General features: G+C 67.3%; 22 protein-coding genes and 1 pseudogene. 13 read left to right on the top strand and 10 right to left on the bottom strand.

The genetic code is table 11. From position 1 onward, the window contains the following. Nucleotides 1-14: 14 nt before the first annotated feature. The 6 genes from BHQ18_RS03020 to eccA are packed head-to-tail and all read right to left on the bottom strand — an operon-like array spanning nt 15 to nt 4,852. Entirely contained in the window at nt 15-617 is a 603-nt protein-coding gene (locus BHQ18_RS03020) for a TetR/AcrR family transcriptional regulator (protein ID WP_069412344.1), read from the bottom strand. Nucleotides 618-634: 17 nt separating this feature from the next. After that, on the bottom strand, nt 635-1,108 hold the full coding sequence (locus tag BHQ18_RS03015; protein WP_069412101.1) for a nitroreductase/quinone reductase family protein: 474 nt from the start codon (nt 1,106-1,108) through the stop codon (nt 635-637). Continuing rightward, nucleotides 1,105-1,590 carry a DUF3237 domain-containing protein gene (locus BHQ18_RS03010; protein WP_069412100.1) on the bottom strand — a complete coding sequence of 162 codons (486 nt, stop codon included), beginning with the start codon at nt 1,588-1,590 and terminating at the stop codon, nt 1,105-1,107. Before BHQ18_RS03010 ends, BHQ18_RS03015 begins: the two co-directional genes overlap by 4 nt. Then, the gene (locus BHQ18_RS03005; protein WP_205866030.1) at nt 1,587-1,973 is read right to left on the bottom strand and encodes a nuclear transport factor 2 family protein; all 387 of its coding nucleotides are present in this window, start codon (nt 1,971-1,973) and stop codon (nt 1,587-1,589) included. Before BHQ18_RS03005 ends, BHQ18_RS03010 begins: the two co-directional genes overlap by 4 nt. 51 nt (nt 1,974-2,024) lie before the next feature. Beyond that, nucleotides 2,025-3,020 (bottom strand): MinD/ParA family ATP-binding protein, encoded by a 996-nt coding sequence (locus BHQ18_RS03000; protein ID WP_084293859.1) that lies wholly within the window; start codon nt 3,018-3,020, stop codon nt 2,025-2,027. A gap of 14 nt (nt 3,021-3,034) precedes the next feature. Next, the gene (gene eccA, locus BHQ18_RS02995) at nt 3,035-4,852 is read right to left on the bottom strand and encodes a type VII secretion AAA-ATPase EccA (protein ID WP_069412099.1); all 1,818 of its coding nucleotides are present in this window, start codon (nt 4,850-4,852) and stop codon (nt 3,035-3,037) included. Between the two features lie 171 nt (nt 4,853-5,023). On the opposite strand from eccA, the gene BHQ18_RS02990 reads away from it, so the two are divergent. From BHQ18_RS02990 to BHQ18_RS02930, 13 genes are all read left to right on the top strand, one after another. Continuing rightward, nucleotides 5,024-5,344: a hypothetical protein gene (locus BHQ18_RS02990; RefSeq protein ID WP_069412098.1), complete on the top strand. Its 321-nt coding sequence runs from the start codon at nt 5,024-5,026 to the stop codon at nt 5,342-5,344. Continuing rightward, nucleotides 5,341-5,697 (top strand): YbaB/EbfC family nucleoid-associated protein, encoded by a 357-nt coding sequence (locus BHQ18_RS02985; protein ID WP_069412341.1) that lies wholly within the window; start codon nt 5,341-5,343, stop codon nt 5,695-5,697. Before BHQ18_RS02990 ends, BHQ18_RS02985 begins: the two co-directional genes overlap by 4 nt. A gap of 500 nt (nt 5,698-6,197) precedes the next feature. Next, nucleotides 6,198-6,482 (top strand): hypothetical protein, encoded by a 285-nt coding sequence (locus BHQ18_RS02980; RefSeq protein ID WP_069412097.1) that lies wholly within the window; start codon nt 6,198-6,200, stop codon nt 6,480-6,482. Nucleotides 6,483-6,494: 12 nt separating this feature from the next. Further along, nucleotides 6,495-7,790 (top strand): hypothetical protein, encoded by a 1,296-nt coding sequence (locus BHQ18_RS02975; RefSeq protein ID WP_069412096.1) that lies wholly within the window; start codon nt 6,495-6,497, stop codon nt 7,788-7,790. A gap of 20 nt (nt 7,791-7,810) precedes the next feature. After that, nucleotides 7,811-8,107 (top strand): PE family protein, encoded by a 297-nt coding sequence (locus tag BHQ18_RS02970; protein WP_069412095.1) that lies wholly within the window; start codon nt 7,811-7,813, stop codon nt 8,105-8,107. 1 nt (nt 8,108) lies between these two features. Further along, the gene (locus tag BHQ18_RS02965) at nt 8,109-9,191 is read left to right on the top strand and encodes a PPE domain-containing protein (RefSeq protein WP_069412094.1); all 1,083 of its coding nucleotides are present in this window, start codon (nt 8,109-8,111) and stop codon (nt 9,189-9,191) included. Beyond that, nucleotides 9,188-10,009, top strand: coding sequence for an ESX secretion-associated protein EspG (locus BHQ18_RS02960; RefSeq protein WP_069412093.1), 822 nt, complete (start codon nt 9,188-9,190; stop codon nt 10,007-10,009). Before BHQ18_RS02965 ends, BHQ18_RS02960 begins: the two co-directional genes overlap by 4 nt. Nucleotides 10,010-10,077: 68 nt before the next feature. After that, nucleotides 10,078-10,347, top strand: coding sequence for a hypothetical protein (locus BHQ18_RS02955; RefSeq protein WP_069412092.1), 270 nt, complete (start codon nt 10,078-10,080; stop codon nt 10,345-10,347). A 16-nt stretch (nt 10,348-10,363) separates the two neighbouring features. Next, nucleotides 10,364-10,651, top strand: a complete 288-nt coding sequence (locus BHQ18_RS02950; protein ID WP_069412091.1) for a hypothetical protein — start codon at nt 10,364-10,366, stop codon at nt 10,649-10,651. Between the two features lie 90 nt (nt 10,652-10,741). Then, on the top strand, nt 10,742-11,503 hold the full coding sequence (locus tag BHQ18_RS02945; protein WP_069412090.1) for an ESX secretion-associated protein EspG: 762 nt from the start codon (nt 10,742-10,744) through the stop codon (nt 11,501-11,503). 6 nt (nt 11,504-11,509) lie between these two features. Continuing rightward, a complete protein-coding gene (locus BHQ18_RS02940) occupies nt 11,510-12,526 on the top strand; it encodes a beta-ketoacyl-[acyl-carrier-protein] synthase family protein (protein ID WP_084293858.1) in 1,017 nt (338 codons plus the stop codon). Nucleotides 12,527-12,554: 28 nt separating this feature from the next. Then, nucleotides 12,555-12,866: a hypothetical protein gene (locus BHQ18_RS02935; RefSeq protein ID WP_069412088.1), complete on the top strand. Its 312-nt coding sequence runs from the start codon at nt 12,555-12,557 to the stop codon at nt 12,864-12,866. Nucleotides 12,867-12,892: 26 nt separating this feature from the next. Further along, entirely contained in the window at nt 12,893-14,614 is a 1,722-nt protein-coding gene (locus BHQ18_RS02930; RefSeq protein WP_069412087.1) for a hypothetical protein, read from the top strand. 18 nt (nt 14,615-14,632) lie between these two features. Here the strand turns inward: BHQ18_RS02930 and BHQ18_RS02925 are convergent, their stop codons facing one another. From BHQ18_RS02925 to BHQ18_RS30380, 4 genes and pseudogenes are all read right to left on the bottom strand, one after another. Continuing rightward, nucleotides 14,633-15,559, bottom strand: coding sequence for a WXG100-like domain-containing protein (locus BHQ18_RS02925; RefSeq protein WP_069412086.1), 927 nt, complete (start codon nt 15,557-15,559; stop codon nt 14,633-14,635). Nucleotides 15,560-15,692: 133 nt separating this feature from the next. Beyond that, the gene (locus BHQ18_RS30385) at nt 15,693-17,219 is read right to left on the bottom strand and encodes a hypothetical protein (protein ID WP_069412085.1); all 1,527 of its coding nucleotides are present in this window, start codon (nt 17,217-17,219) and stop codon (nt 15,693-15,695) included. A gap of 30 nt (nt 17,220-17,249) precedes the next feature. After that, nucleotides 17,250-17,810, bottom strand: a complete 561-nt coding sequence (locus tag BHQ18_RS02915) for a hypothetical protein (RefSeq protein ID WP_069412084.1) — start codon at nt 17,808-17,810, stop codon at nt 17,250-17,252. Continuing rightward, nucleotides 17,800-20,823: pseudogene (locus BHQ18_RS30380) on the bottom strand (alpha/beta hydrolase); the annotation flags it as partial. The gene BHQ18_RS02915 and the pseudogene BHQ18_RS30380, both read right to left, overlap by 11 nt. Between the last annotated feature and the right edge of the window lie 340 nt (nt 20,824-21,163).

The following is a 21,163-nucleotide window of genomic DNA, read 5'->3' as shown; positions in this document are numbered from 1 at the left end:
CCGCCGGCCCCGAATCAGCTGATGACCAGGCCGTCCAGGACGCGGCCGAGTTCGATCACCGCCTGGCGGTGGGCGCCGCTCTGGTCCTCGGCGCGGGCGACGACCATCGCTGTCTCGCAGATGGCGCCGAACAGGAAGTGCGCCAGCGGTCCGGCCGGGCGCCGGGCGATCCGGCCCGCGTCCGCGGCGCGGATGATCGCGGATTCCATCAGATCGAGTAGCGGCTGCTCCAGGCGTCGCATCTCGTCCCAGCCCAGCGCGGTGAACGCGTCGCGCAGCACGATCCGCTGCAGCCCTGGCTCCAGGCATTCGTCGAGGAACGCCCGGCAGGCCGCGCTGAAGCCGTCCCACGGATCCTTCTTACGGCGGTACGCGTCGCTCAGCGGGTTCGCCAACCGTTCGACCTCGCCGGTGAACACCGCCTCGAACAGCCGGCGCTTGCCGTCGAAGTGGTGATAGACCGCACCCTTGGTGACCTTCGCGCGCGCTGCGACGGCGTCCAGCGAGGTGGCGTCGTAGCCCTGTTCGGCGAACAGTTGCCGGGCGGCGTCGACGAGCGCCGCGGTGGTGGCCTCGGTGCGCTCGGCCTGGGTCCGTCGTGCGGTTCTGCTCGCCACGGCCGAACGATAGCCCGTCACCGGTCGTCGGGTTCGAGCGCGACGACCGGGAAGCGTCGGTCGGTGAACCGGCCGTAGTGGGCGGCCTGCGGGTACATCTCGACGAAAGACGTGAACGCGCGGTCGCGTTCGGCGCCGGCTAGTTCGCGGGGGCGCACGGACCGACGGGTGGTGCCGATCTGCACGACGCCGCGGCCCGCCTGTTGCAGGTTCAGCCACCACGCCGGGGTGCGGGAGGAGCCGGCGTTGGCGGCCATCACCACCAGCGCGTCACCGGACGCCTGGTACAGCACCGGCGTCACCCGCGTTTGGCCGGTCCGGCGGCCGACGGTTTCGAGCAGCATCACCGGCGCGCCCGCGAACCAGCGGCGACCGATCCGCCCGCCGGTCAGGCGGTAGAGCCGGGCGTGGGTCCGGCCCAGCGCCCGCTGAGCGCGCGGCCACCGCACCACGATCCGGTTCGATTGCCGCGCAAGCCTTTCCTGGTTCATCGCAGCCCGTAGACGCGGTAGTCGACCCGGTTGGGCGAGAGCACGTTGTAGCCGACGGTGACGGTTTCGGACAGCCGGGAGTACCGGGGGTCGGCGGTGGCCAGCCTCGGGGTGGTCCGCACGTAGGTCTCGTCGAACGGCAGCGCCTGTCCCTCCGCCAGCCGGTGCAGTCCGTCCGAGGGCACTTTGATGATGCCTGCACTCTCGAAGTGGATCAGCACGCCGTCGTGGGTCCGCAGCGTCACGCGGACGTCGACCCGCCCGACGCCGTCGTCGCCGACGAGAAGCCAATCGCCGCCGCCGGGCAGCACTTCGCCGCGAAGTTTCGGCCCGTCGACGGTCCCGCCGGTGGTCACGAATGTCATCCGCGTCCCGGTCGCGGTCGAGATCGCCTGTGCCGGTGCAAGGTTCACGCGCATGTCGAAGAGGTGCTCGACGGGCAGGGCCTCGACCAGCGGCAGTTCGTCGATGACGGAGCTCATGCACTCGCCTTGTCGAGTGCGGCCATCAGTTGGGCCGAGTCGATGAACGAGTCTTTGCGCGAGACCAGGCCGTCGGGAGTGACGGTCACGACATCGAGGCAGTCGAAGCGAACGGTCCCCGAGATCAGGGCCCAGTCCAGCACCCAGTGGTCGTCGCCGTAGAGCACGCGGTAGACCTCGAACGAGAACTTCGGGAACTGGTCGAAGACCGCTGCGAACGCGTCGCGCGCGGCCTGGCGCCCGATCGCCGGCGGCGCGCCCGTATGGGTCCAGAACCGGGTGTCCTCGGTATGCAGGGCGGCGATCGCATCGGGATCGCGCGCGGCCCACGCCGCGAAATACCGCTCCGAGAACGACACCAGGTCCACTCGCTTCATTTGCATACCCCGAGTATGCACTAACCTACCCCAGGTATGCAACAGCCCCGGACTGGATCAGGCGTGCCTCCGCCCGACGACCGAGACGGTGTCGGTGACCGTCGCCGCCAATCCGAGGAATGCCTGACGGGTATCGGCTGCGCACAGGTCGAGGTCGATCTGTGAACCCTCGGCAAGATGGTCGTCGAACGGGATGACATGCATCGCGCGAACGCGCGGCAGGAACTGCGGCGCCAACTGGTCGAGGTCGAGACCCAACTCCCCCGGCCGGGACGCGCTGAACACGACCGTCGCGCCGGGGATCAGGTGCGCGTAGCCGTGCCGTTCGAGCCAGCGCAGCGTCGCCCACGCGCTGCGGGCCGAATCCACGGCGGGCGAGGCCACGACGACGACCATGTCGGCCTCGCTGAGGACGCCGGCCATCGCCGAATGCACCAGGCCGGTGCCGCAGTCGGTGAGGATGATGTTGTAGAAGCGCTGCAACACCTGCAGGACGCCGCGATAGTCGGCCTCGGAGAACGCTTCTGAAGTCGCCGGGTCGCGCTCGGAGGCGAGGATTTCCAAGCGGCTCGCGCTCTGCGAGGTGTGCATCCGCATGTCGGAGTAGCGGATGATGCGTTCGTCGAACAGCACGTCGCGAACTGTGGACTGGGTCTCGTCGGGTCCGCGCTGCGCCAACGTGCCGAAGTCGGGGTTGGCGTCCACAGCGATGATCCGGTCCCCACGGGTGGCCGCCAGCGTCGCGCCCAGACCGACTGTCACCGTGGTCTTGCCGACACCCCCCTTCTGCGACAGCACGGCCACGCTGTGCGGGCCGCGCACGGGTTGGTTGACACGATCGACCAGAGCCCGGTGACTCGCCTCACGGGTCGACACCCCGGGGTTCAGTCCGGTCATCCGGTGCACCGCGGCGCGCCACCCGGTCCTGGGCACGGGTTGACGCCGGGCCAGGCCCAGTTCGCCGTCGGTGGGCGCCGACGGCCATGCCGGGTCCGCAGGGGCGCTGATGAACGGCGTTGCTGCAGAACCGTTCTGCCCGACGTATCGCGTCATCACCGTGATCCTTTTCAGTTCGGTGTCAGCATGCCGAGCACCTGGCGGAGTGCGGCCTGCATGTCCTCAGCCTCGATGCGCATCAACGACGACTCGTCGAGGTCCGCCAGGCTGGTTCCGTGTTGTTCGCTGAGCCGGTACTCGCGTTCCTCCTCGGCGGCCTCGATGACGTTGCGGACGAAGCGGCCGTTGCCGAGCAGGTCGATGCGGCGGCGCAGTTGGCCCGTGGAGTCCAGGGCTTCGCCGTCACACAGCGTCGAGCACGTCGCGATCAGTTCCTCGTAGGCGGCATCGGACAGCTCCGAGTCCCGGGAGCGGGCGACCAGGCGTCCGATGTCGCCGAGCTGGGTGGCGTCATACGACTGGAACCGGATGCGTTTGGTGAATCGCGATGCCAGACCTTCGTTCGAGGCGAGGAACCTGTCGATCTCAGAGTCGTATCCCGCGATGATGACCACCAGGCGGTCGCGGTCGTTCTCCATCCGAGCCAGAAGGGTGTCAACGGCTTCGCGGCCGAACGCGTCGCCGCCGGACAGGCCGGTCTGGATCAGCGTGTAGGCCTCGTCGATGAACAGCACGCCGTCCATGGCGGAGTCGATCAGGGCACTGGTCTTGATCGCGGTACTGCCCAGGTGCTGCCCGACGAAGTCGCTGCGTTTGGCTTCGACGATGTTCGGCGTGCGCAGCAGGCCGAGACCGCAGTACGTCTGTGCGACGACGCGCGCGATCGTCGTCTTGCCGGTGCCGGGTGGACCGGTGAAGGCCAGATGCAGAGAGCGCGCGGCGGCACTGAGGCCCTTGTCACCGCGGACCTTCGCCAGCATGGCCGCCGACTTGAGTTTGGCCACCTGCAGTTTGACTTCGGACAGGCCGATCTGACGGTCCAGTTCCTCCTGCGCGGACCGCAGATACTCGTTGCCGCGCTCGGACAGATCGTCGCCGATGAGGTCGGCAGCACTGGGGGCACTGTCGGGATCCCAGCGATCGGTGCGCGCGTCGATCATCTCCTTCGACGTGATGACCAGCCGGTACTTCGGATCGGCCAACGCCGCGGCATTGGCCTCGAAACCGGGCTCCTCGCTGTAGATCCGCTCGAAGATGACGCGAGCCTCCTGTTCGTTGCCCATCTCGCGCAGTGTCAGACCTTTACAGAACTCCGCTGCCTTGCGGGCCGCCGGGATCGGTCCCGCGATCGCCTGGTCGAGGCGACGGATCCCCTCGCCGAACAGGCCCATCTGTGCGCACGCCGAACCCACCATGAGGTGGGCGCCCGCGGCGATGTACTCGTCGGAAAACGACGCCGAACTGCTCAGCGCGGTCAGCACATCCGGCCAGCGTTGCGTGGTGAAGTGCAGGACGCCGCGGATGTAGGCGCAGATCTCGTCGGAGTGCCGGTCACCGTCGGGTTGCGTCCCACGCGTTTCATCCAGTTCGGCCAAGGCGCGTTCGGCCTCGTCGTAGTCGCCGGCGGTGATCATGCTCGCCGCATAAGCAAGGCAGATCTCGGTTTTCGTGGCCAGCGGGTAGTCAAGGTACAACCCGGTTTGGAACCGCCCCGCCAGAGTGCGCGGTGGCAGCCCCAATCTTCGCTGCTCGCGGAACAGCGACGTCGCGCTGGTGCGATAGAGGTGATACAGAACCTCGTGTCCGGTGTCGCCGGCCGCGGCGCGGCCGAGCCAGGCGTCGCACATGTCGGGGTCGTACTCGGTGGCGCGCTTGAAGGCCCGCGCCGCATAGTCGACGTCGCGCTCCGTCTCCAACCCGTCGATGGGTATGCCCATCGACAACACACCCGCATCGAACACCCGCTGCGCGTCGTTGGTGCCACTCATTTGAGGTGATCGATCTCCTCACTGCGGATCTCGGGGTGCGCCGCCGAGCGCGATATGCGAGGACCCACACCCGATTTCAGTCGCATGATGTCGCTGAATTTCCGGACGGACGCTGGTGATTGTACGCAGAACCACCGTTGCAGCGGACCCGGTTTTGACTAACGTGGAGCCATGGCGCAGCCACCGCTCCGATCAGCAAATGGTTCCATCGCCGTGCGTACCACCGAACGCGGGCTGCCCGTCGCGCTGCGACTCGACGAGGCTGCGCTGCAGAAGCCCCCGCAGCAACTGGCCGAGGAGATCCTCGCACTCTGCCGACTTTCTGCCGCCCGGGCTCAGGTGGACCGCCGCCGGGCGCTCGCCGAAAAAGGCTTTGACGCCAGCGTAATCCGAACGTTGCGGTTGGCGACGGAGTCCGACCTCTGCGACGCCGAGGAACAGGTGTTCGGTGCTGACGACGAGATTCCTGCTACGTGGATGAGGCAGCCGTGACCGGTCTCGCGGACTCCCTGATTGCCCGGATCATCAAGCAGCGCGACCTCGTGCAGGCGATGGACGAACACTGTCAATCGATCTCGGCCCGCGTCAGTAGCCGAGATCAGAACGTCGCCGTCGAGGTCGACGGGTACGGGGCGATGACGGGGCTGTGGCTGAGCCCAGATGCCCATCGACTGGGCGCCGACGCGCTCGCTCGACTGATCGTGCACACCGCTCACGCCGCCGCGGCCGTCGCCGCCGAGCGGCAGACCTTCCTCACCGAACAGTTCTCGACACGCATGCGCGAGCTCGATCAGGCTCCGTTGACCCGTTGGGATCAAACCGCTTTCACGCCCACCCGAGACTGACGTTGCCGGCTGTCGCCAGAATCGGCGACGCTGCTGGCAGCGATATCTACGGCAGCGCAACCGCGGTCGCTGCAGCAGATCGGCGGGGCCCGGGCGACCCACAGAGCGCAGACACTCCGTGTCGCGAGGATGAACTCGACTACCAGACAGCGCGATTCGAAACAGGCGAAGGTCCTCCTTTCCCCATACCCGTTCACGATGGGACGTAACGCGCGCTCCAGCTCGCCAGTATCCGCGAAGTGCCCAGCTCACCGCCGCGCCGACGTGACGACGACGGGTGACGGTGTAAGGACAAGGTGGATTCCGCCGCAGATGTCAATATTTGCTCGGCAATTTTGACGTGAATTCCCTTAATTACCGGGCCATTTGAATGCAATGATCATGTCAGAAAATCGTTAGCTGCCGGTGGGCACCGCCGTTATAGTGAGTTCCTCTGCGGTGCCAGGTCTATCGCCCCCAGCCCGGGTTGATGGTTCGGAAGCTAATCGAAAGTCGACATCATGAGTGACGCTTTTCTTGCCGCCCCCGCCGGCATGTCCGCATTCTCCGCTGCCAGTCAGGCAGCGTCGACGGCCATCGTCGCGGCCGGGACCGCCGACAACGCGGCCGTCGTGAACGCCGTCGCCGTGGCACTCGGACCGATCGGCGCGGCGTTCCTCGCGGCGTACGGGCCTGCTCAGGCAAACAATCTCGCGGACACCCTGTTGGTCGGCGGCGTACACGCCGGAGTCAGCGCCGCAACGGACTCGGCTAAGTCGGCCATAGTCGCCGCCGACAACGGATAACGCCCGGCACCGATGGCAGCTCAGATCCCTCCCGCGCCGGTCAACCCGACGGCGCAACTCGCACACACGATGCCCGGCTATGACGTCAGCCCGGCAATCGCCGCGCAAGAGCAGAGCCTGCAAGAGTTTCTGAATTTGCCGGTCAAGGAAATTCTGGCCCGGCTCGGTTTGTCGCCACCACCCCAGGCGAACCCGGACGACGGCGAACGGCGCCCCGAAGAACCACCACTCGAGCCGGAGGCCCCGCAGGCCAGCCCGATGGATCCCAGTGCACTGATCAGCCCGGTCACCGATGCGCTCGGAACGCTGGGCTCAGGTTTCTTCGAGGGCGCCGATCCGTTGGCGATGCTGCAGGGCATCTCGCAGGTGTTCCAGTCCACCGGTGGCACGCTCGGACAGTCGCTCGGCGCTGTCGACGACTCCTGGAAGGGCGCCGCCAGCACCGCAGCCGCGGCCAAGACGGCGACGGCGGTCGCCGACGGCGCGCGGGTGGCCGAACAATCGGAGGCGTTGCGCAGCAGCCTGGCGACCGCCTCCGCCGAAGTCGCACAGGCCCGCGTGCGAATCATCGCGATCATCACCGAGTTTCAGGCGACCATGGCCGCGATCGGGCCCAACATCATCTTTCCCTGGGGCTGGGCCGCGGCGATCGCCGCCGCCAACAAGGCGATCGCCTCCACCGCCGAGGTGATCGCCGAACTCCAGTCGTCGCTGGGCACGCAGGCCGCTGCGGTCACCGCTGCGGGCGCACCGGTCGGAGTGACCGCCGCGCCGACCGGGGGTGGGGCGCCGCTTGCGAGCATGATCTCGCCACTGATGTCGATGGCGACCAAGGGCGCCCAGGCCGGTGTCCAGGCGGGTGTCGGCGCCGCAGGCCAGGCCGCAAGCCAGGCAGCAGCCGAATCCGCCGTAAAGGCAGACGAACCCGCTGGCGGTGCTGCGGCGGTGATGGCACCGGCCGGCAGCAAGGGCGGTGGTGGGCTCGGCGGCGGATACGGCGGTTCGCCGGCGGTGCGGTCGCTGGCCCCCTCACCGATGGTGCAGCCCGAAACCTCACCGACGCAGTCCGCGACGGTGCGCGCGGCGGGCGTTGCCAACACAGGTGGCGGCGGCATGGTGGGCGCCCCGTACGCCCCCATGGCGGGAGCCGGTCAGGGCGCGAACTCGTCGAATACCCATACCCCGGCGCCGTTCCTGCACACCACGGACAAAGGTGGCGAGATCGTCGGGGATCTCGGCACTTCGGCGCCACCCGTTCTCGGAGCGCCCGACCCGAATGAGCCGCCGGATGTCGAACTCCGGATCTAGTAGTCAACGAGGAGCAGCGAATGGCCGATAACACCGGGATGTCGATCCAGCCCGCGGAGGTGCTCGACGTCAGCCGTCAACTCGACGACCTCGCCGCCCGGGTCGAGCGGGTGATTCGCGACGAGTCAGCCAATCTCGCGGTGACCGCGCCGGGACGCGACGAAGTGTCTCAGCGGATCGCCGCCACCCTCAACGAGGTTCACACGACGTTCGGCGCCGCCACCGACAAGGGTCTCGGTGAAATGCACGAGGTGGCGGCGACCCTGCGCGGCCACTCGAACAACGTCGCGGCGGCCGACGGGGACTTCATCGGCTGACATGGGGTTCACCAATGTTGCGTGGGCTTCACGCACCACCGAACAACTGGCCCGGGACCTCACCGACGGTCCCGGTCCGGCTTCCGTGGGCAATGCGGGCGCAGCATGGGTTCGGGTCGCCAACGAACTCGCCTCGGTCTCACAGGACTTCGACAAGCTGCTGGCCCGCCTCACGAGCGTGTGGGAGAGCCGGGCGTCGGATGCCGCGGTGCGCCGGCTCGAGGAGTTCGGCAAGTGGCTGCAGGCGGTCAGCCTCAGCGCGGCCGCCAACGGTCAGCGGGCCGAGGAGGCCGCCGTGGCCAACACCGTCGCAGTGCTGGCCATGCCCAGTGTGTCGGAGGCGACCGAAGCCAGAGCGGCACACGACATGATGGCCTCACTGGCCGCGTACAACGGCGCGGTACTGACCGGGAGCTTCGCCGAATTCGACGAGGCCGCAACCGCCGATCAGGCCAACGCCGCGGCGGTGATGACGTCGTACGAAGAGGCCGTGGCCCACCTGGCGCAGCCGTGGGAGCAGGCACCGCCCCCCGACGTCTCGAAAGGCAACGCTCTGGCCGCCGAACGCGGTGCCGAGGCCGAGGCTGCCGCGGGTGGGGCGGCGGGCGGCGGCGGGGCGGGCGTCCCCGCGATGCCCCTGGCCCCGATGACCGCGCAGGAGGTCAAGTCGACGTCGGAGCCGAAGAACCTGCAGCGGACCGTGTCCGCGTCGGCCGGCGGCGCCGGGGGCGCGGGCATGCACGGAGCACCGTACGCCCCGATCGGGGCGATGGGGCGCGGTGATCAGGGCCGCGACTATGACTCCGATCAGCCCGCAGCGGCGCTCGACGGCGCCGGTGAACCCGCGGCCGGGCTCTCGGATTCGGGCCAGCCGTGGTTGCCGACGGCCGCGGACAACGATGCGCCGTTCACCGTGTCCAACGTCAGTTGGGGTCCGGACACCACCTTGTTCGACGAGTTGGTCACTTCGGAAGAACCCGTTGTCGAGGGATTCGCCGACGAACCCGCCCGCACACTCGAGCAGGTCGACGACAGTTGGGTGGCTCCCCCGGTCCTCGGCGTCGATCGGAAGTTGAACCTGTGACCTCTGTCTGCACACCGAGATTCGTTGTCACCGACGACGAGTTGCAGGTCGCCGCGGCACGGATCGGCGTGCAGGCGCTGCCGGTCGTGCTCGACGTACGACCCCGCCTGGGGACGGAATCGGACGTCCTGCGGGCGGTCGATGACGCGACGCAGACCCTCGCCGAACGCGGGTTGATCGAGCACGGCGAGGTAGACGCCGGGTTGGCGTCGGTGTTGACCGCGCTGCAACGGCCCGACCGTGAACTGGCGATGCGCCTGGTCACTCCCGACGGTATCGCCCGAGTCACGGTCGTGCGCACGGGGAAACACAGCGTCGTCGCGTGCCGGGTCGGCGACGAGACCGTTCTTGAGGATCTCGGGGCCGCGGCCGGTGGCGCTTCGCTGGGCGTCGCGGTGCGCGCACTGCTACGTCACCTGCCGGTCGCGGCGGCGGCCGACATCCCGCCCGCCGGGGCACCGCTCGACGCGTTCAGTGAAGCGCTGTCGGGAACCCTAGACGCCGCGGAACTTTCGGACCGCATCCGCGCCCTCGGCACGGAACCGCGAACCGCGATGCTGCTCGGGTCGGCGCTGGCGTCGCGGCAGGCATTCGCCGAAGTGGTGTCATACGCGCTCAACCGGGTGGACGACCGCATCGCGCGCTCCCCCGCGGCGGTGGCGGTGTTCTACACAAAACGCGGCCGGATCATCGCCGCACCCAGCACTTCACCGAGCGGACAGGTGTGGACAACGTTGAAACCGGGTTCCGATCACGCCTTCAAACAGGGCGTCGATCAGCTCATCGGGCTCTCCGGCGACAGATGGGAGGAGTTCTAGATCCAGCTCAACTACGAGATCTCAATTCGCGCGGCGGATAACGCCGTTGGACACCACGAGAGGAAGATATGACGCTCAATCTGACGCCGTCCGAAGCCGAGGCCAAGATCACCCAGGTCGACGAGGCGATGGGAAACCTTCGGACCTTGGCCGGCAAGATCCTCGACAGCACCGAGACCATGACCTCCGGTTCCTGGCTCGGCGGTCGGGCACAGATCTTCCGCGGCATCATGACCCAGCACGCGGACGACTTCAACTACGTCATCGGGCAGTTGACGCAGGTCGCGGAAAAGGGCAAGGGCGACATCCGCACCCTGGTCAGCCACGACACCGACTAACAGAAAGAGGGCATCCATGAGCGACACCATTCGATACCAGTACGAAGCCAACAACGCCTCGCTGGAGGACATCCAGGGCCGCACCAACGACGCGCAGGCGTTGCGGGAAGAAGTGGCCAAGGTTTTCAGCGCCCTGTCCGGAGTGTACGAAGGTCAGGCCGCAGGTGCGTTGCAGCAGAAGCAGATCGAGATCTCGCAGATGCTGGACAACGTGCTGATGGAGATCACCCAGACCCGGTCGGGCGGTAACCAGTCGCAGGACGACGCGCGGGCGCTCGACGCGCACCTCGCCGGCGGCTTCTGAGGGATAGCCACCTCGAGACTGCGGCCAGGGTGGTCAAACCCGGTTCGCGGCCGCCCTGGCCGCAGTCTCAGACGCCGAGAAGACGGAGACATGATCACGGACAGCGTTGCCCCGCTGCGGTACGACGTCGAACCCTGGTTCATGAGCGGGTTCGACTTCCGCTGCATCTGGGAGGCACTCGGACTCGACCGCCTACCGTTTCCGCTCGCCTACCGGAACCGACAGAAGTACATGCGGGAGGTGGAGGCCGACAGGCAAGCCGCCCTGGCGCGCCAACGGTCTGAGCTCACACCGGATCGCGTACGCGTCATGGAAGCGCTGCGCTATCCGGTGTTTCTGATGCAGGGGTTCGGCCGGTTGGGAAGCGGTGCCGACGAGCGGTTCTACCGACTCCTCGGCACGATCGGCACGAACGGCTACAGCGCGGTCATCACCCAGGATCCCGGTGAGCTGGCGCTCTTCGGCGAAGATGTACAGATCATCGGCTGCGCGAACGTCGACTTCCCACAGGTCGTGCTGGAAGCGCTCCCCGACTTCGCGGCTGGAAAGCAACCGCGCAAGGACGGACTCTTCGCCGACGAGACTCCAGCCGACTTTTTCCGCGAGTCGTCGATCACCGCGTCGATTCTGCTCGGCGGGTCGGCGAGCTTCTCACACGGCTATGAGTTGCGCAACGCCAACTACCTGACCGTGGTCAACCTCGCCGACGACGGCGCGTACGTGGTGCACGAGGGGGCCGAGACCTTCCAGATCGTTCCCGCGACGGTGTCGGCGCTGATGGACGCCTTCCACAAAGTCGAAGAACGCCAGATGGCCGCCGCCCAACGCCTTTCGACCCCGGAGAGGGAATGATCTGCGATGGCATATCTGAGTGCGGTGTCCACCTACGTGCCGGACGGTGCGACCCTTGACGGGTATCCGAGACATCTGTGTTCACCCGTTGACGACATGTTGTCGGTGCACGAACTCGTCGAACGCGCCGCGAATGGGATCGACCCCGCGCTTCTGGCCGCTGCCGGCACCAGCATGGCGGCTTCATTCCACTGCGGAACCCTTTATCAGGGTGAGCACTTCTGGCCGGTACAGAATTCGATCCAACAAGCGGTGCTCGGCAGACCTTCCGCCGGTGCCGCCACCGAGATCCGGCAGTTCTGTTCCGGCGGCCTTTTCGGTCTGATGCTCGCCGATGCTCTGCTCGAGGCCGGGTGGGGCGGCGACTATGCGATGGTCACCGGCGGCGACAGCTTCTTCTACTTCGACCGCCACGAATACGCCACCAGCCCCGCGACCGAAGGCTCGTTGATGGGTGACAGCGCGTTCTGCGCGGTGTTGAACAGACACCACGGCTTCGCCCGAATCGTGTCCGCGGCGGCGCGTTCGCACAACCCGTCGGCGGACATGATGCGCACCAGAACCGATCACGGAAAAGATGATCCGGCATTCCCGACCTTGTCGAACTGGATCGAACGCTGGGACGGGTACGAACGGCGCCGTCGGGGTGCAGTGGCCGACAACGCGATGGCCAGCTTTCAGAGCGCCGTCGAAACGGTACTCGAGTGTTACACACGGGCCGGACTCGGACCCGAAGAGGTCGACTGGTTCGTTCCGTCGTTCATCGAGCCGAGCTACGTCACCGACACCCTCGCCAAGCAGACGAGGTTGCGACAACCCCCGGGACTGCGCCCGTTTGCGGCGAAATTCGGCCACCTGACGGTGTCGGACTTCGGCGTGAACCTCAGCTATCTCATGAACAACGACATCGCCCGGGTGGGCGATCACGTCCTGCTATTCGCGGCAGGGAATTTCGTGAACTCCGCGGCGGTGTTGGTCCGTATCGAACAGGAAGTACACCTACCCATCAACATCGCCGCATGATGCGCTACGCCAACTCACGAGGAGCACAATGACCAGTCCGTGGGGCAATCTCGACGACGCGACCCAGAACGACGAGCTCTACCTCGAACCCGACGTCATCTCCGATCTCAACAAGGCTTTCGAGCCGTACCGACAGAGCCTGCAAACGCTCATCGACGACGCGCTCGATGACACCGCCGGATACTTCGGAACAAACGAACTCGCGAAGATCTTGGAAACCGCGTTCAACGCGCGCGGCGAGATGCTGACGAAGTACCTGACCGAACAGCTGTCGCAATCGAAGGATTTCGTCAAAACCGCCCAGGACGCCGCGGCGGCTATGGAGGCACTGGACAAGTAGGGGCGGACGACGAGAGGAGGTGGCCGATGAGCGGCTTCGGAAATTACCTGGGCGCCACGTTGGGCGGGTCCTACGACGAGTCCTTCGTCACGAACTCGTACTATCCGAGCCGCCATGTCCTTCTGGAGGATCCCAGCGATCTCGGCAATCACGAGTTGCGGGACCTGTCGACCGATACCCACGACACGGTTCCCGAAGCGTACAAACCGAACAGCGACCTGCTCGGAGAGGTGCCCGGCCTGCTCTCCGATGACAGCGTTGTCACCCAGGTCGGCGGTGCCCTGTCCGGCGGTAACGCGTTGAACTGGGAAATCAAGACTTACAAGCAGTTACGCGATGAGAAGGATGCACTCAACCCCGGCGCTCTCGATACGCTGTCGAAGGCGTGGTCCGATCACGGTGAGACACTCAAGACCGAATCCGAGGACTTCAAGAAATCCGTCCGCGACAAGATCACCGGGAAATGGTCCGGCGCGAGCGCCAGCGCAGCGGAGGCCGCCACTGAACAGGTCACCAAGACGTCGATCTACGACTTCACACCATCGTCGGAAGCGATCTCGAACCGCCTGAAGGTTCTCAAGGGGGCCTTCGAGCACATCCAGGACAAGTTTCCCACCACCTCCCTCGGGGACTTGTTCAAGGATGGCGATTTCAATAGGGACACGCTCAACTCCGGCGTGAGCAGCTTTAATTCGAGGTATCACCTCGACAGCAGCGGGCGACTGCGCAACAACTCGGACGGTTACGTCTCCGCACAGGATGCGATCGACGAGATGAACGAACTCGAGCGGTCGACCGAGGCCTACAACGACGCCGTGGCCCTGTTCAACCACACCTACAACCCGGCCGTACAAGCCGTCGCGGAGGACTTTCCGAACCTGCCGCCGGCACCGAACATGGAGTATGGAAAGCCGTCCGGTAGTCCGGGCGGGGGCGGACCCGGTGCCGGCGGCGGGGGTGGCTTCGGCGGCGGCGGGGGTGGCCTCGGGGGTCCGAAGTCGGGGACCCCGCCCATCGGTACGCCGAACTTCAAGACTCCCGATCTGGGGAAGACCCCGGCATTAGCCGGTATCGACGAGCAGGGCCGGTCGCCGATCACCACTCCGCAGGCAGTGCCGCCCGGCCTGTCCCAAGGCCTCAAGCCCGCCCTCGATGCCGCCACCAAGGGCGCGACATCGGGAATCGACGCAGCGACCAAGGCGGCGCAGCAAGCCGCACAGGCGGCTGGAAAAGGGCTGGGCAAGAACGCTGTTCCGAAGATGCGGGAGGGCGCTCTGGGACTCGGCGACAAACCCGCCGCGGGCAAGGGTGGCGGTACCGGTGCGGGGGGCGCCGGCCTGGGTAAGGGCGGTCCGGGCGTCCAGCAGCCTGCCGCCCGGCTTTCGTCGCAACCGACGACACCGGCGTCGGGCATCCGGCCCACGGTACCCGCCGCATCGGCCGCGGGGATGGGCGCCATGGGCGGTCCGGGTATGGGCGGCGCGCCCGCGGCGGGGCAACGCGGCCAGGACGGCAAGGAGCACAAGCCGAACAAGGCGCTCAAGAACCGCAAGAACGGCTCCGACATCGTCGGTGACACCGACGCGGTCGTCCCGGTTCTCGGCGATTCGGCGCCGGCCGAGGACAACGAGCCCACGCCGGCGCCGCCCCGCCGCCGAATACCGCAGCGCGGCACCGCATGGCAGACCGACCCGGTCAGCGGGGCGACGCGTCCCCCGCAACCGCCGGTTCCTGCCACACCGGACTGACGTCAGCGTGCGGCACGCTCACGCGCCCTGTCCATCGTCGTCCGGCCCGGGCGTGCGCGCGGTGTCGTTCCGAGCGGCTGCGCGTCCCCGAACCGCGCCGGTGGCCGCGGTGGACGCGGCGCCGAGCATCGCCACCGTGTCGACCGGTTGACCCGTGGCCATCGCGCCGGTCGCATACTTCGCCATGCCTGCGCCGTATCCGACGACCGCACCCTTGAGTGTCGAATCCCCGAGAAGTCGCCTGCCGACGTCACTGACGGTGCCCTGCGCGGCACCGCCTGCGGCGTTCGCCGACGCCACGCGGCCCACCTTGTTCCAGTCGAAGGTGTCCTGGCGCCCGTTCGCCCGCTGAATGCTCTGGATGAACAGTTCCTGCCCGACGGCTTCCGTGGTCTCGACGCCCGATTTCTTGACGATGCGGTGCACCATCGTTTTTCGCAGCGCGCTGCCTAGGCCGGAGACGATGTCGCGCAGCAGCATCGCCACGGCCTGGCGGATCGCTGCCGCGGTACACCCTTGGATGATCGGGATCTGAGCCGCCGACGCGCCGGCCGTCACCGAGGTCTGGGCGAGGGCCCACGCGATCTCGGCTGCCGCGATCGCCAATGAGGTGAGGATCCTGAGCTTGGTGTACTCGATGTTCTTCCCGGTCTGTTCCGCGAGGTCGCCGAGGGCAGCCATCGCTTCGGCAAGCGCTTCGACGGAAGCGTCGCCGTCGAACAGCATCGCGAACTCGTCCTGCGCGACATCGGCGGTCAGCCCATGCAGCGCCGTCATCGTGCGTTTGCGCGCGACGTCGAGGTCGGGCACCAACACCGCGATGTCTTGTGCAGCGGTGTGCCATGCCTCCCCGATCCGATACATGGCGTCCTCGTCGCCCTGCGGCCACTGCGACCCGACCAAATAGGAGACCCATTGCAAAGCGGCGGGGATCTCGATCGTCACGCGAACTCGCGCGACATAGGTGCGATACCGTATCGAATTTCACTACCTGACACGGCATTTCACGCTAGAGCCGCCTGCGCGGTCCAGCTACTGCCTGCGCGGTTGTTCGCCGAAAGTTCGGCTGACGGCCACTCTAGCCGGCGAGCACTCCCGCCAGACTCAGTTGGTTCACCGCCGCGGCCACATCGGCGCGAGGAGCGTTGGTGAAGATCACTTCGACCTCCGTGGGCGTCGCCTCATGCCGGACAGCGGCGGCCAGCAACGCCACGCACTGCGCCTCGGTACCGGGTCCGGTCTGCCCGACCATCGCGGCGACGGTGTCGTCCGAGGTCGCGATCGCCGGCAGCGCTTCGCCTAGCTCGGCAGCGGTGTCGGTGCTACCGCGGTGCCACTGGCCGTTGTGCCACCAGAAGCAGAAACTCAACAGCCCGTTGCGGATTCGGGTGTTCAGTGCACTGTCGTTGACCCAGACCGGTGCGCCGCCGAAAAGGTCGGGCAGCGGCTGTCCCCCGTTGTAGGCGGCGTCGAGCAACTCCGAGTCCCATTTTCCGCCGGAGAGCACGGCCCGGTCGCCGGGCAGCACGAACAGCGTCGCCCCGCTGCGCCGGTCACTTTCGTACCACAGGTAGCCCGGGAACACCCTTGGCCCCCAACCGGACTCGACGCCGGCGTAGGCCGCCGACAGCACGGCCCAGCGAGCCCGCAGTTCGGGCAGGGCGGGAAGCTCCGTGACCGGGACCGCGCTGCGCCCGGCGGCCGCGTCGGCCGCTTCGGCCTCCGCCGCCCGGCGCGGGTCCCGCCCCTGTGCGGCGGGGCCAGCGACGTAGCCCGCCAACCAGACCGGAATCCGCGCGCGCGGGTAAGCCTCGAGGTCGTCACGGTAGTGCTCGGGGGCGACCAGTTGGTCCTCGGGGAACGGCTCGTCACCGTAGTCGTAGTTCACCGTGGTCTCACCCCGGTTGGTGACGTTGAGCACCAGCCGCCACCACGGCCCCGCGGGCATCCGCGCCGCGACCTCCCGCTGGCGGCTGACCAGCGCGGCCACCGACTGAGGCACCGGCACCAACCCGGTGCGGTCCTGCGAGGTGAACTGCAACTGCGCGATCTGCGAGGACACGGTGAAAGCGAACTCGGCGGAGAACTCCTCCCAGCCTTCCGGCCCGAGTTGCGCCAGTTGCTGCACGATCGGCTCGATGAGCTGCGAGGCCTCCTGGGCCGTCGCGGCGTCCTCGTCTTCGGGGTCGGTCGCGGGCGCGTCTGCCGGCGGCGTGTCCACGACGGTGAAGCTGGCGATGGCCGGATCCCCGTCGCCGGCGGCTTCGTGAAATTGTCGCTCGAACTCGGCCATGAAATCTGCAGCCGAGGTGTCTCCGTTGCGGCCCTGCCCGCTCAGTTCGGCCGCCGCGAACTCGGCCTGCGCCTGTTGCGGAGGTATCGAGGACGACACCTCCTCGATGCGCCCGGAGTCGCCGACCAAAAAGACGGAGCGGCCGACGGGCATGTCGAGGAACGCCATGGGGTCGCTCTCATCCACCTCGACCGGCGCGTAGACGCTCCAGCCCGCTTCGAAGCGGTCGGCTGCCAGTCCTTCGGTGGGATAGTCCAGCCCTCGTGACCGGATCCAATCCGACACCAACGAGATCGCTTGCGTCGCTTCCATTACGTAGTCCTCTCATCTGCTCCCGACACCTTACGACCGGCGTCGTTCGGCTTGGATACGATCGGCGAGCGCCGACCGTTCGGCTTTGTGTCGAGCCCGGAGCTCAGCGCTGTAGGCCGCCCAGGCGGCCTCTTGTTCCTCGGTCATCGCGGCACCGTCGACTTCGGATTCGACCTCGGGATGTGCTTCCAGAAAACGCGAGTACAGCTGGCCCAGTTCCCGGCTTTGGCTGCGGTTGAGCTCCATCCGGCGGGTGTCCATCTGTTCGCCGCCGACCGGTTGGCGGGTCTTCTGCCGTTGCGTTCGCGCCAGGGAGACAAGGTCCGCCAGCCGCGTCGTGAGATTCTCCCGAATCCTCGCATCGCCGATCGACTCGATGTGCTGCGGCAACTCCTCGGCGATGAGGTCGAGCAGTGCGGACTGGCCGGGCTCGCGCAAGTCGAGTATCGCGATGTTGTTGTCGACGAGGTCCTGCAGCTGCGAACGTATCTCGCCGTCCGGCAGCTGACTGATCAAGAAGTCCATGACGAAGAAGGTCGTCGAGGATTTACCGTGCCAGCTGTCGCTCGCGAAGAAGATGCTACCGGCCATAACCTTCTCCTACGATGAATGCCCGCTCGTTGTCGAGGCTTCGAACGAACTCCCGGACGAGCTGTCGCTGCTCGGCGGAAAACTTCGAAACGTCGATCGGAACGAAATCGGCTTTCTTGAGGTGACTGACGATCTGCGACCGGAGATTAGGCCATTGAGCTTCGAAGAACCGGGCCGGGAAGTTTCCGACCGCGTCGTAGGACGCGCCCGTTCCGGAGTCGATCCAGTCACCGGCGACATCACCGGGCGCCCGCTCGAGGGTGATGCTTCGTTCCCACTCCACTCGTAAACCGGTTTCCGCCTCGCTTCGTCGCAACTTACCACCGATATCCGGATCCGTTCCGAGATGCAGCGCGTGCTCGGTGGTCAGATCAAAAACCGGTTCCGGTCTCGAGGTTTCGTCTGCCGCAGAGATGGCGGGCCCGTCGGACTCGTCGTCGCTTCTGCCATGGCCCTGAACATGACTGATGGCGGTGGCAGCGGACAATTGGAGCGGAACGTCGTGCAGCGACCGCACCGGCTCCCCGCGCTCGTCGAGGTATCCGACGGCCGTGCGGGTGACCGCGTCCTGCCCCCAGTCGGGCGGCCAGCCCGTCCGCTCCCCGGTGGCGGGGTCCCACAAGTGGACATCGCGGCCGTCGAAGACCGCGAGGTAGGCATGTCCGCCGGAGCGCCCGGAGTTGTGTGTCCAGCGCGACGCGAGGACGGCCGACGAGTTCGGCGGCATGCCCCGCAGCGTCTCGTCCACCTGCGCATAGCTCTGAAATTCTGAACTCGTCCCGACTGCGGAGAACAGAGCGCGGGCGGTCACTCCCATCCGGGTGCGTGGCGCCGCGACCCGGATCTCGCGGCCGTACATCCGCGCCAGCTCGTCGGCAACGGAATGCGCGCAGTTCTCGGTCGCGCCGATGCCGAACCACCGCTGCAGCAGCCCTTTGAGCCCGGAGGGGGTCGGACTCTCGCTGTAGTACTTGACGAAGTTCAATCCCTGCTCACGGCGCACCCCCACGCCGTTCATCAACCGCCTGCCGAGATCCGGCTCGGCTGTCGTGGCGAGGTCGAGCAGATCAATCGGCTCCGGCAGGTGAGCGTTGTCGGGCGTCAACCGGGGCAGGACCCCGTCGAGAACGGCGCGCCCTTCGGCGCTGACCGTGTCACGCAACCGGCTCAGCGACCCCTTGACCGCGTCCAGCGACTCCTTCAGTTTCCGAGGGTCCGGGTCCCAGGTGAATCCCCTTGGTGGCCAGGCTGATCCGCCTTTGTCGTGGGTTCTCAGCTCGGCGCGGTCGACGCTGGACCGAAGGTAGAGGCGCTCGAACTCAGCCGTGACCGCCTTCGAGAACCCCTTGCCCCGCAGCTGCTGCGGGTCCACCTTGATTTCGATCCCGGTGTGGGAGGCGACCAGGTTCCCTTGCGCGTCTCGGTTGAAGCTGCGCTGGATGTTGCCGATCTCGGTGGCGCCGTTGAAGACCTTGCCCGACAGCAACACCTCGGCGCCGAATCGGTCCGCCTCGAACTGGATCCGGTACGGGCCGTAGATGCCGGACATGTCGGCGGCCAGCCGCTGCGCCGAAGCCAGGTCCCCGACGTTGTCGACGACGTCGCCCAGCGCGTCGGCGTATCGGGTGTCGACCGTGCGGGTGAGCGGGTCCTGGTCGCGGTATTCCGCTTGCCTGCGGCGGAAGTCGGGGTCGGTCGGCGCCCCTCGCACATGCCCCACGGCGTCGGCGGCGTCCAGCCGCAGCGGCACATCGACGCCGACCCGCGCGATGGGCTCGCCTCCGGCGGTGAGGTATCCGACGGCGGTGACGTCGACGGCGTCCTGCCCCCAGTGAGGCGGCCAGCCCGACCGCTCTCCGGTGTGGGGGTCGACCAGGTCGATTCCGCCTTCGACCCGCACAGCGAGGTATGCATGCCCGCCCTGGCGGGCGCCGCTCCACCGCGAAACCAGCACTGCTGTCGTGCCGATCGGCCGGTGCGTCAGGGTCTCGGCGACGTCGGTGTACGTGGCGAACTGGGCGTCCAACCGGAGGGCTTCGAACAAGGTGCGGGCCGGCACGCCGCGCCGTGAAGGCCGCGCGTCAAGCCGGATGTCGCGATTGAACCTTGCCGACAGCTCGTCGGCGACGGCGACCGCGCAGTTCGGGATCGGTCGCCAGATCGGATCCCAGATCCGGCGTGGCCCGGTCCGTTCGGCAGCCGGCTCGACCGTGCGCCTGCCGTCGGCGGTGCGGTGCCGTTCGAGTTGCAGCCGTTCGGGGTGCCCCGCGGCGATCCGCCCGAAGTTGGCCGCCGATTCGCTGCGCGCCGTGGCTGTCTGGGTCTGAAGGTAGTAGGCGTGGTGGGTACCGCCGGTCACCAGCCGGTTCGGTCCGTCGGGGAACTCCGCGGCGACGCGTACCGCGCCGAAGGTGTCCATCGCCGGGTCCACGCCCAATCCGAAAGCGCGCGTGACGGATCCCAGCAGCCGGGCCATGGACCCACCCGTCCGCCCGCCCAAGGTGGTGACCAGGTCCTGTGACGACGACGCGACGTACACGTCGACCCCGGGCCCGAACTCGGCTGCGTGCCGCAGTGGTCCGGCCCCGGGTGAGCCGACCAACGAGACGGTGCTGACGTGACCGGCCAACCGACCGCCCCGGCCGGCGTAGGCGGTCGTCGTCGAACCGTAGGAGTAACCGAAGACGTGGTTGCCGGAGAAGTGGCTGCCGTCGCCGGCCCAGGCGTCGCGCCCGGCGTTGAACGCCCGGACGTCGCTGTGCAGGATGTCGCCGCCGGTGCGGGCGGCCGTCTGCCGCAGCATCGTCCCGAGGCCATGACCGCTCGGGGTGTCGTATCCGATCCAGGCGATCGACGCGGCCGTCAGCGTCGGGTTCTCGGCGCGGACCGACTGCAGGTGATTCAGCGCGTTCGCCGTGGAGAAACCAAACAGCGAGTGCACTGTCGCCTGCACGCCCGGCGCATGCCAGGACACCGAATCCGCCTGGTACGGATCGCTGCCGAAGCTGACGACCGCGCGTCCGTCGCCGCCGAACTCGGCGGGATCAAACGCCATCAGCAGCGGGCCGTCGAGGCCGGCGCGCGCCGCATCGGCGGCCGCCTTGCGCAACGCGCTCTCCAATCGGTTCACCCGCTGAAGGAACTTGCGCTCCTCGCGACTGGGACGTCTGCCGTCGTCGATTTTGGACTGCACCTGATCGGCCCGGTCCCGAAGCTGTTGAAGTACCCGACGATTCGCGGCGTCACGGTCTTTCGCCGGGATGCCCTCAGCGTTTCCGATGTGCTGAGGATAGGTTTCGACCAGCGCGCGTTGCTGATCTTCGGTCAGCCCCTGCCACCAGTTGGCGTTGTTG

The sequence above is a fragment of the Mycolicibacterium flavescens genome, from assembly GCF_001722335.1.
Taxonomy (GTDB): Bacteria; Actinomycetota; Actinomycetes; order Mycobacteriales; family Mycobacteriaceae; genus Mycobacterium; species Mycobacterium flavescens.
The sequence above is the reverse complement of the archived record's forward strand: the minus strand, read 5'-3'. Positions and strand labels throughout refer to the sequence as shown.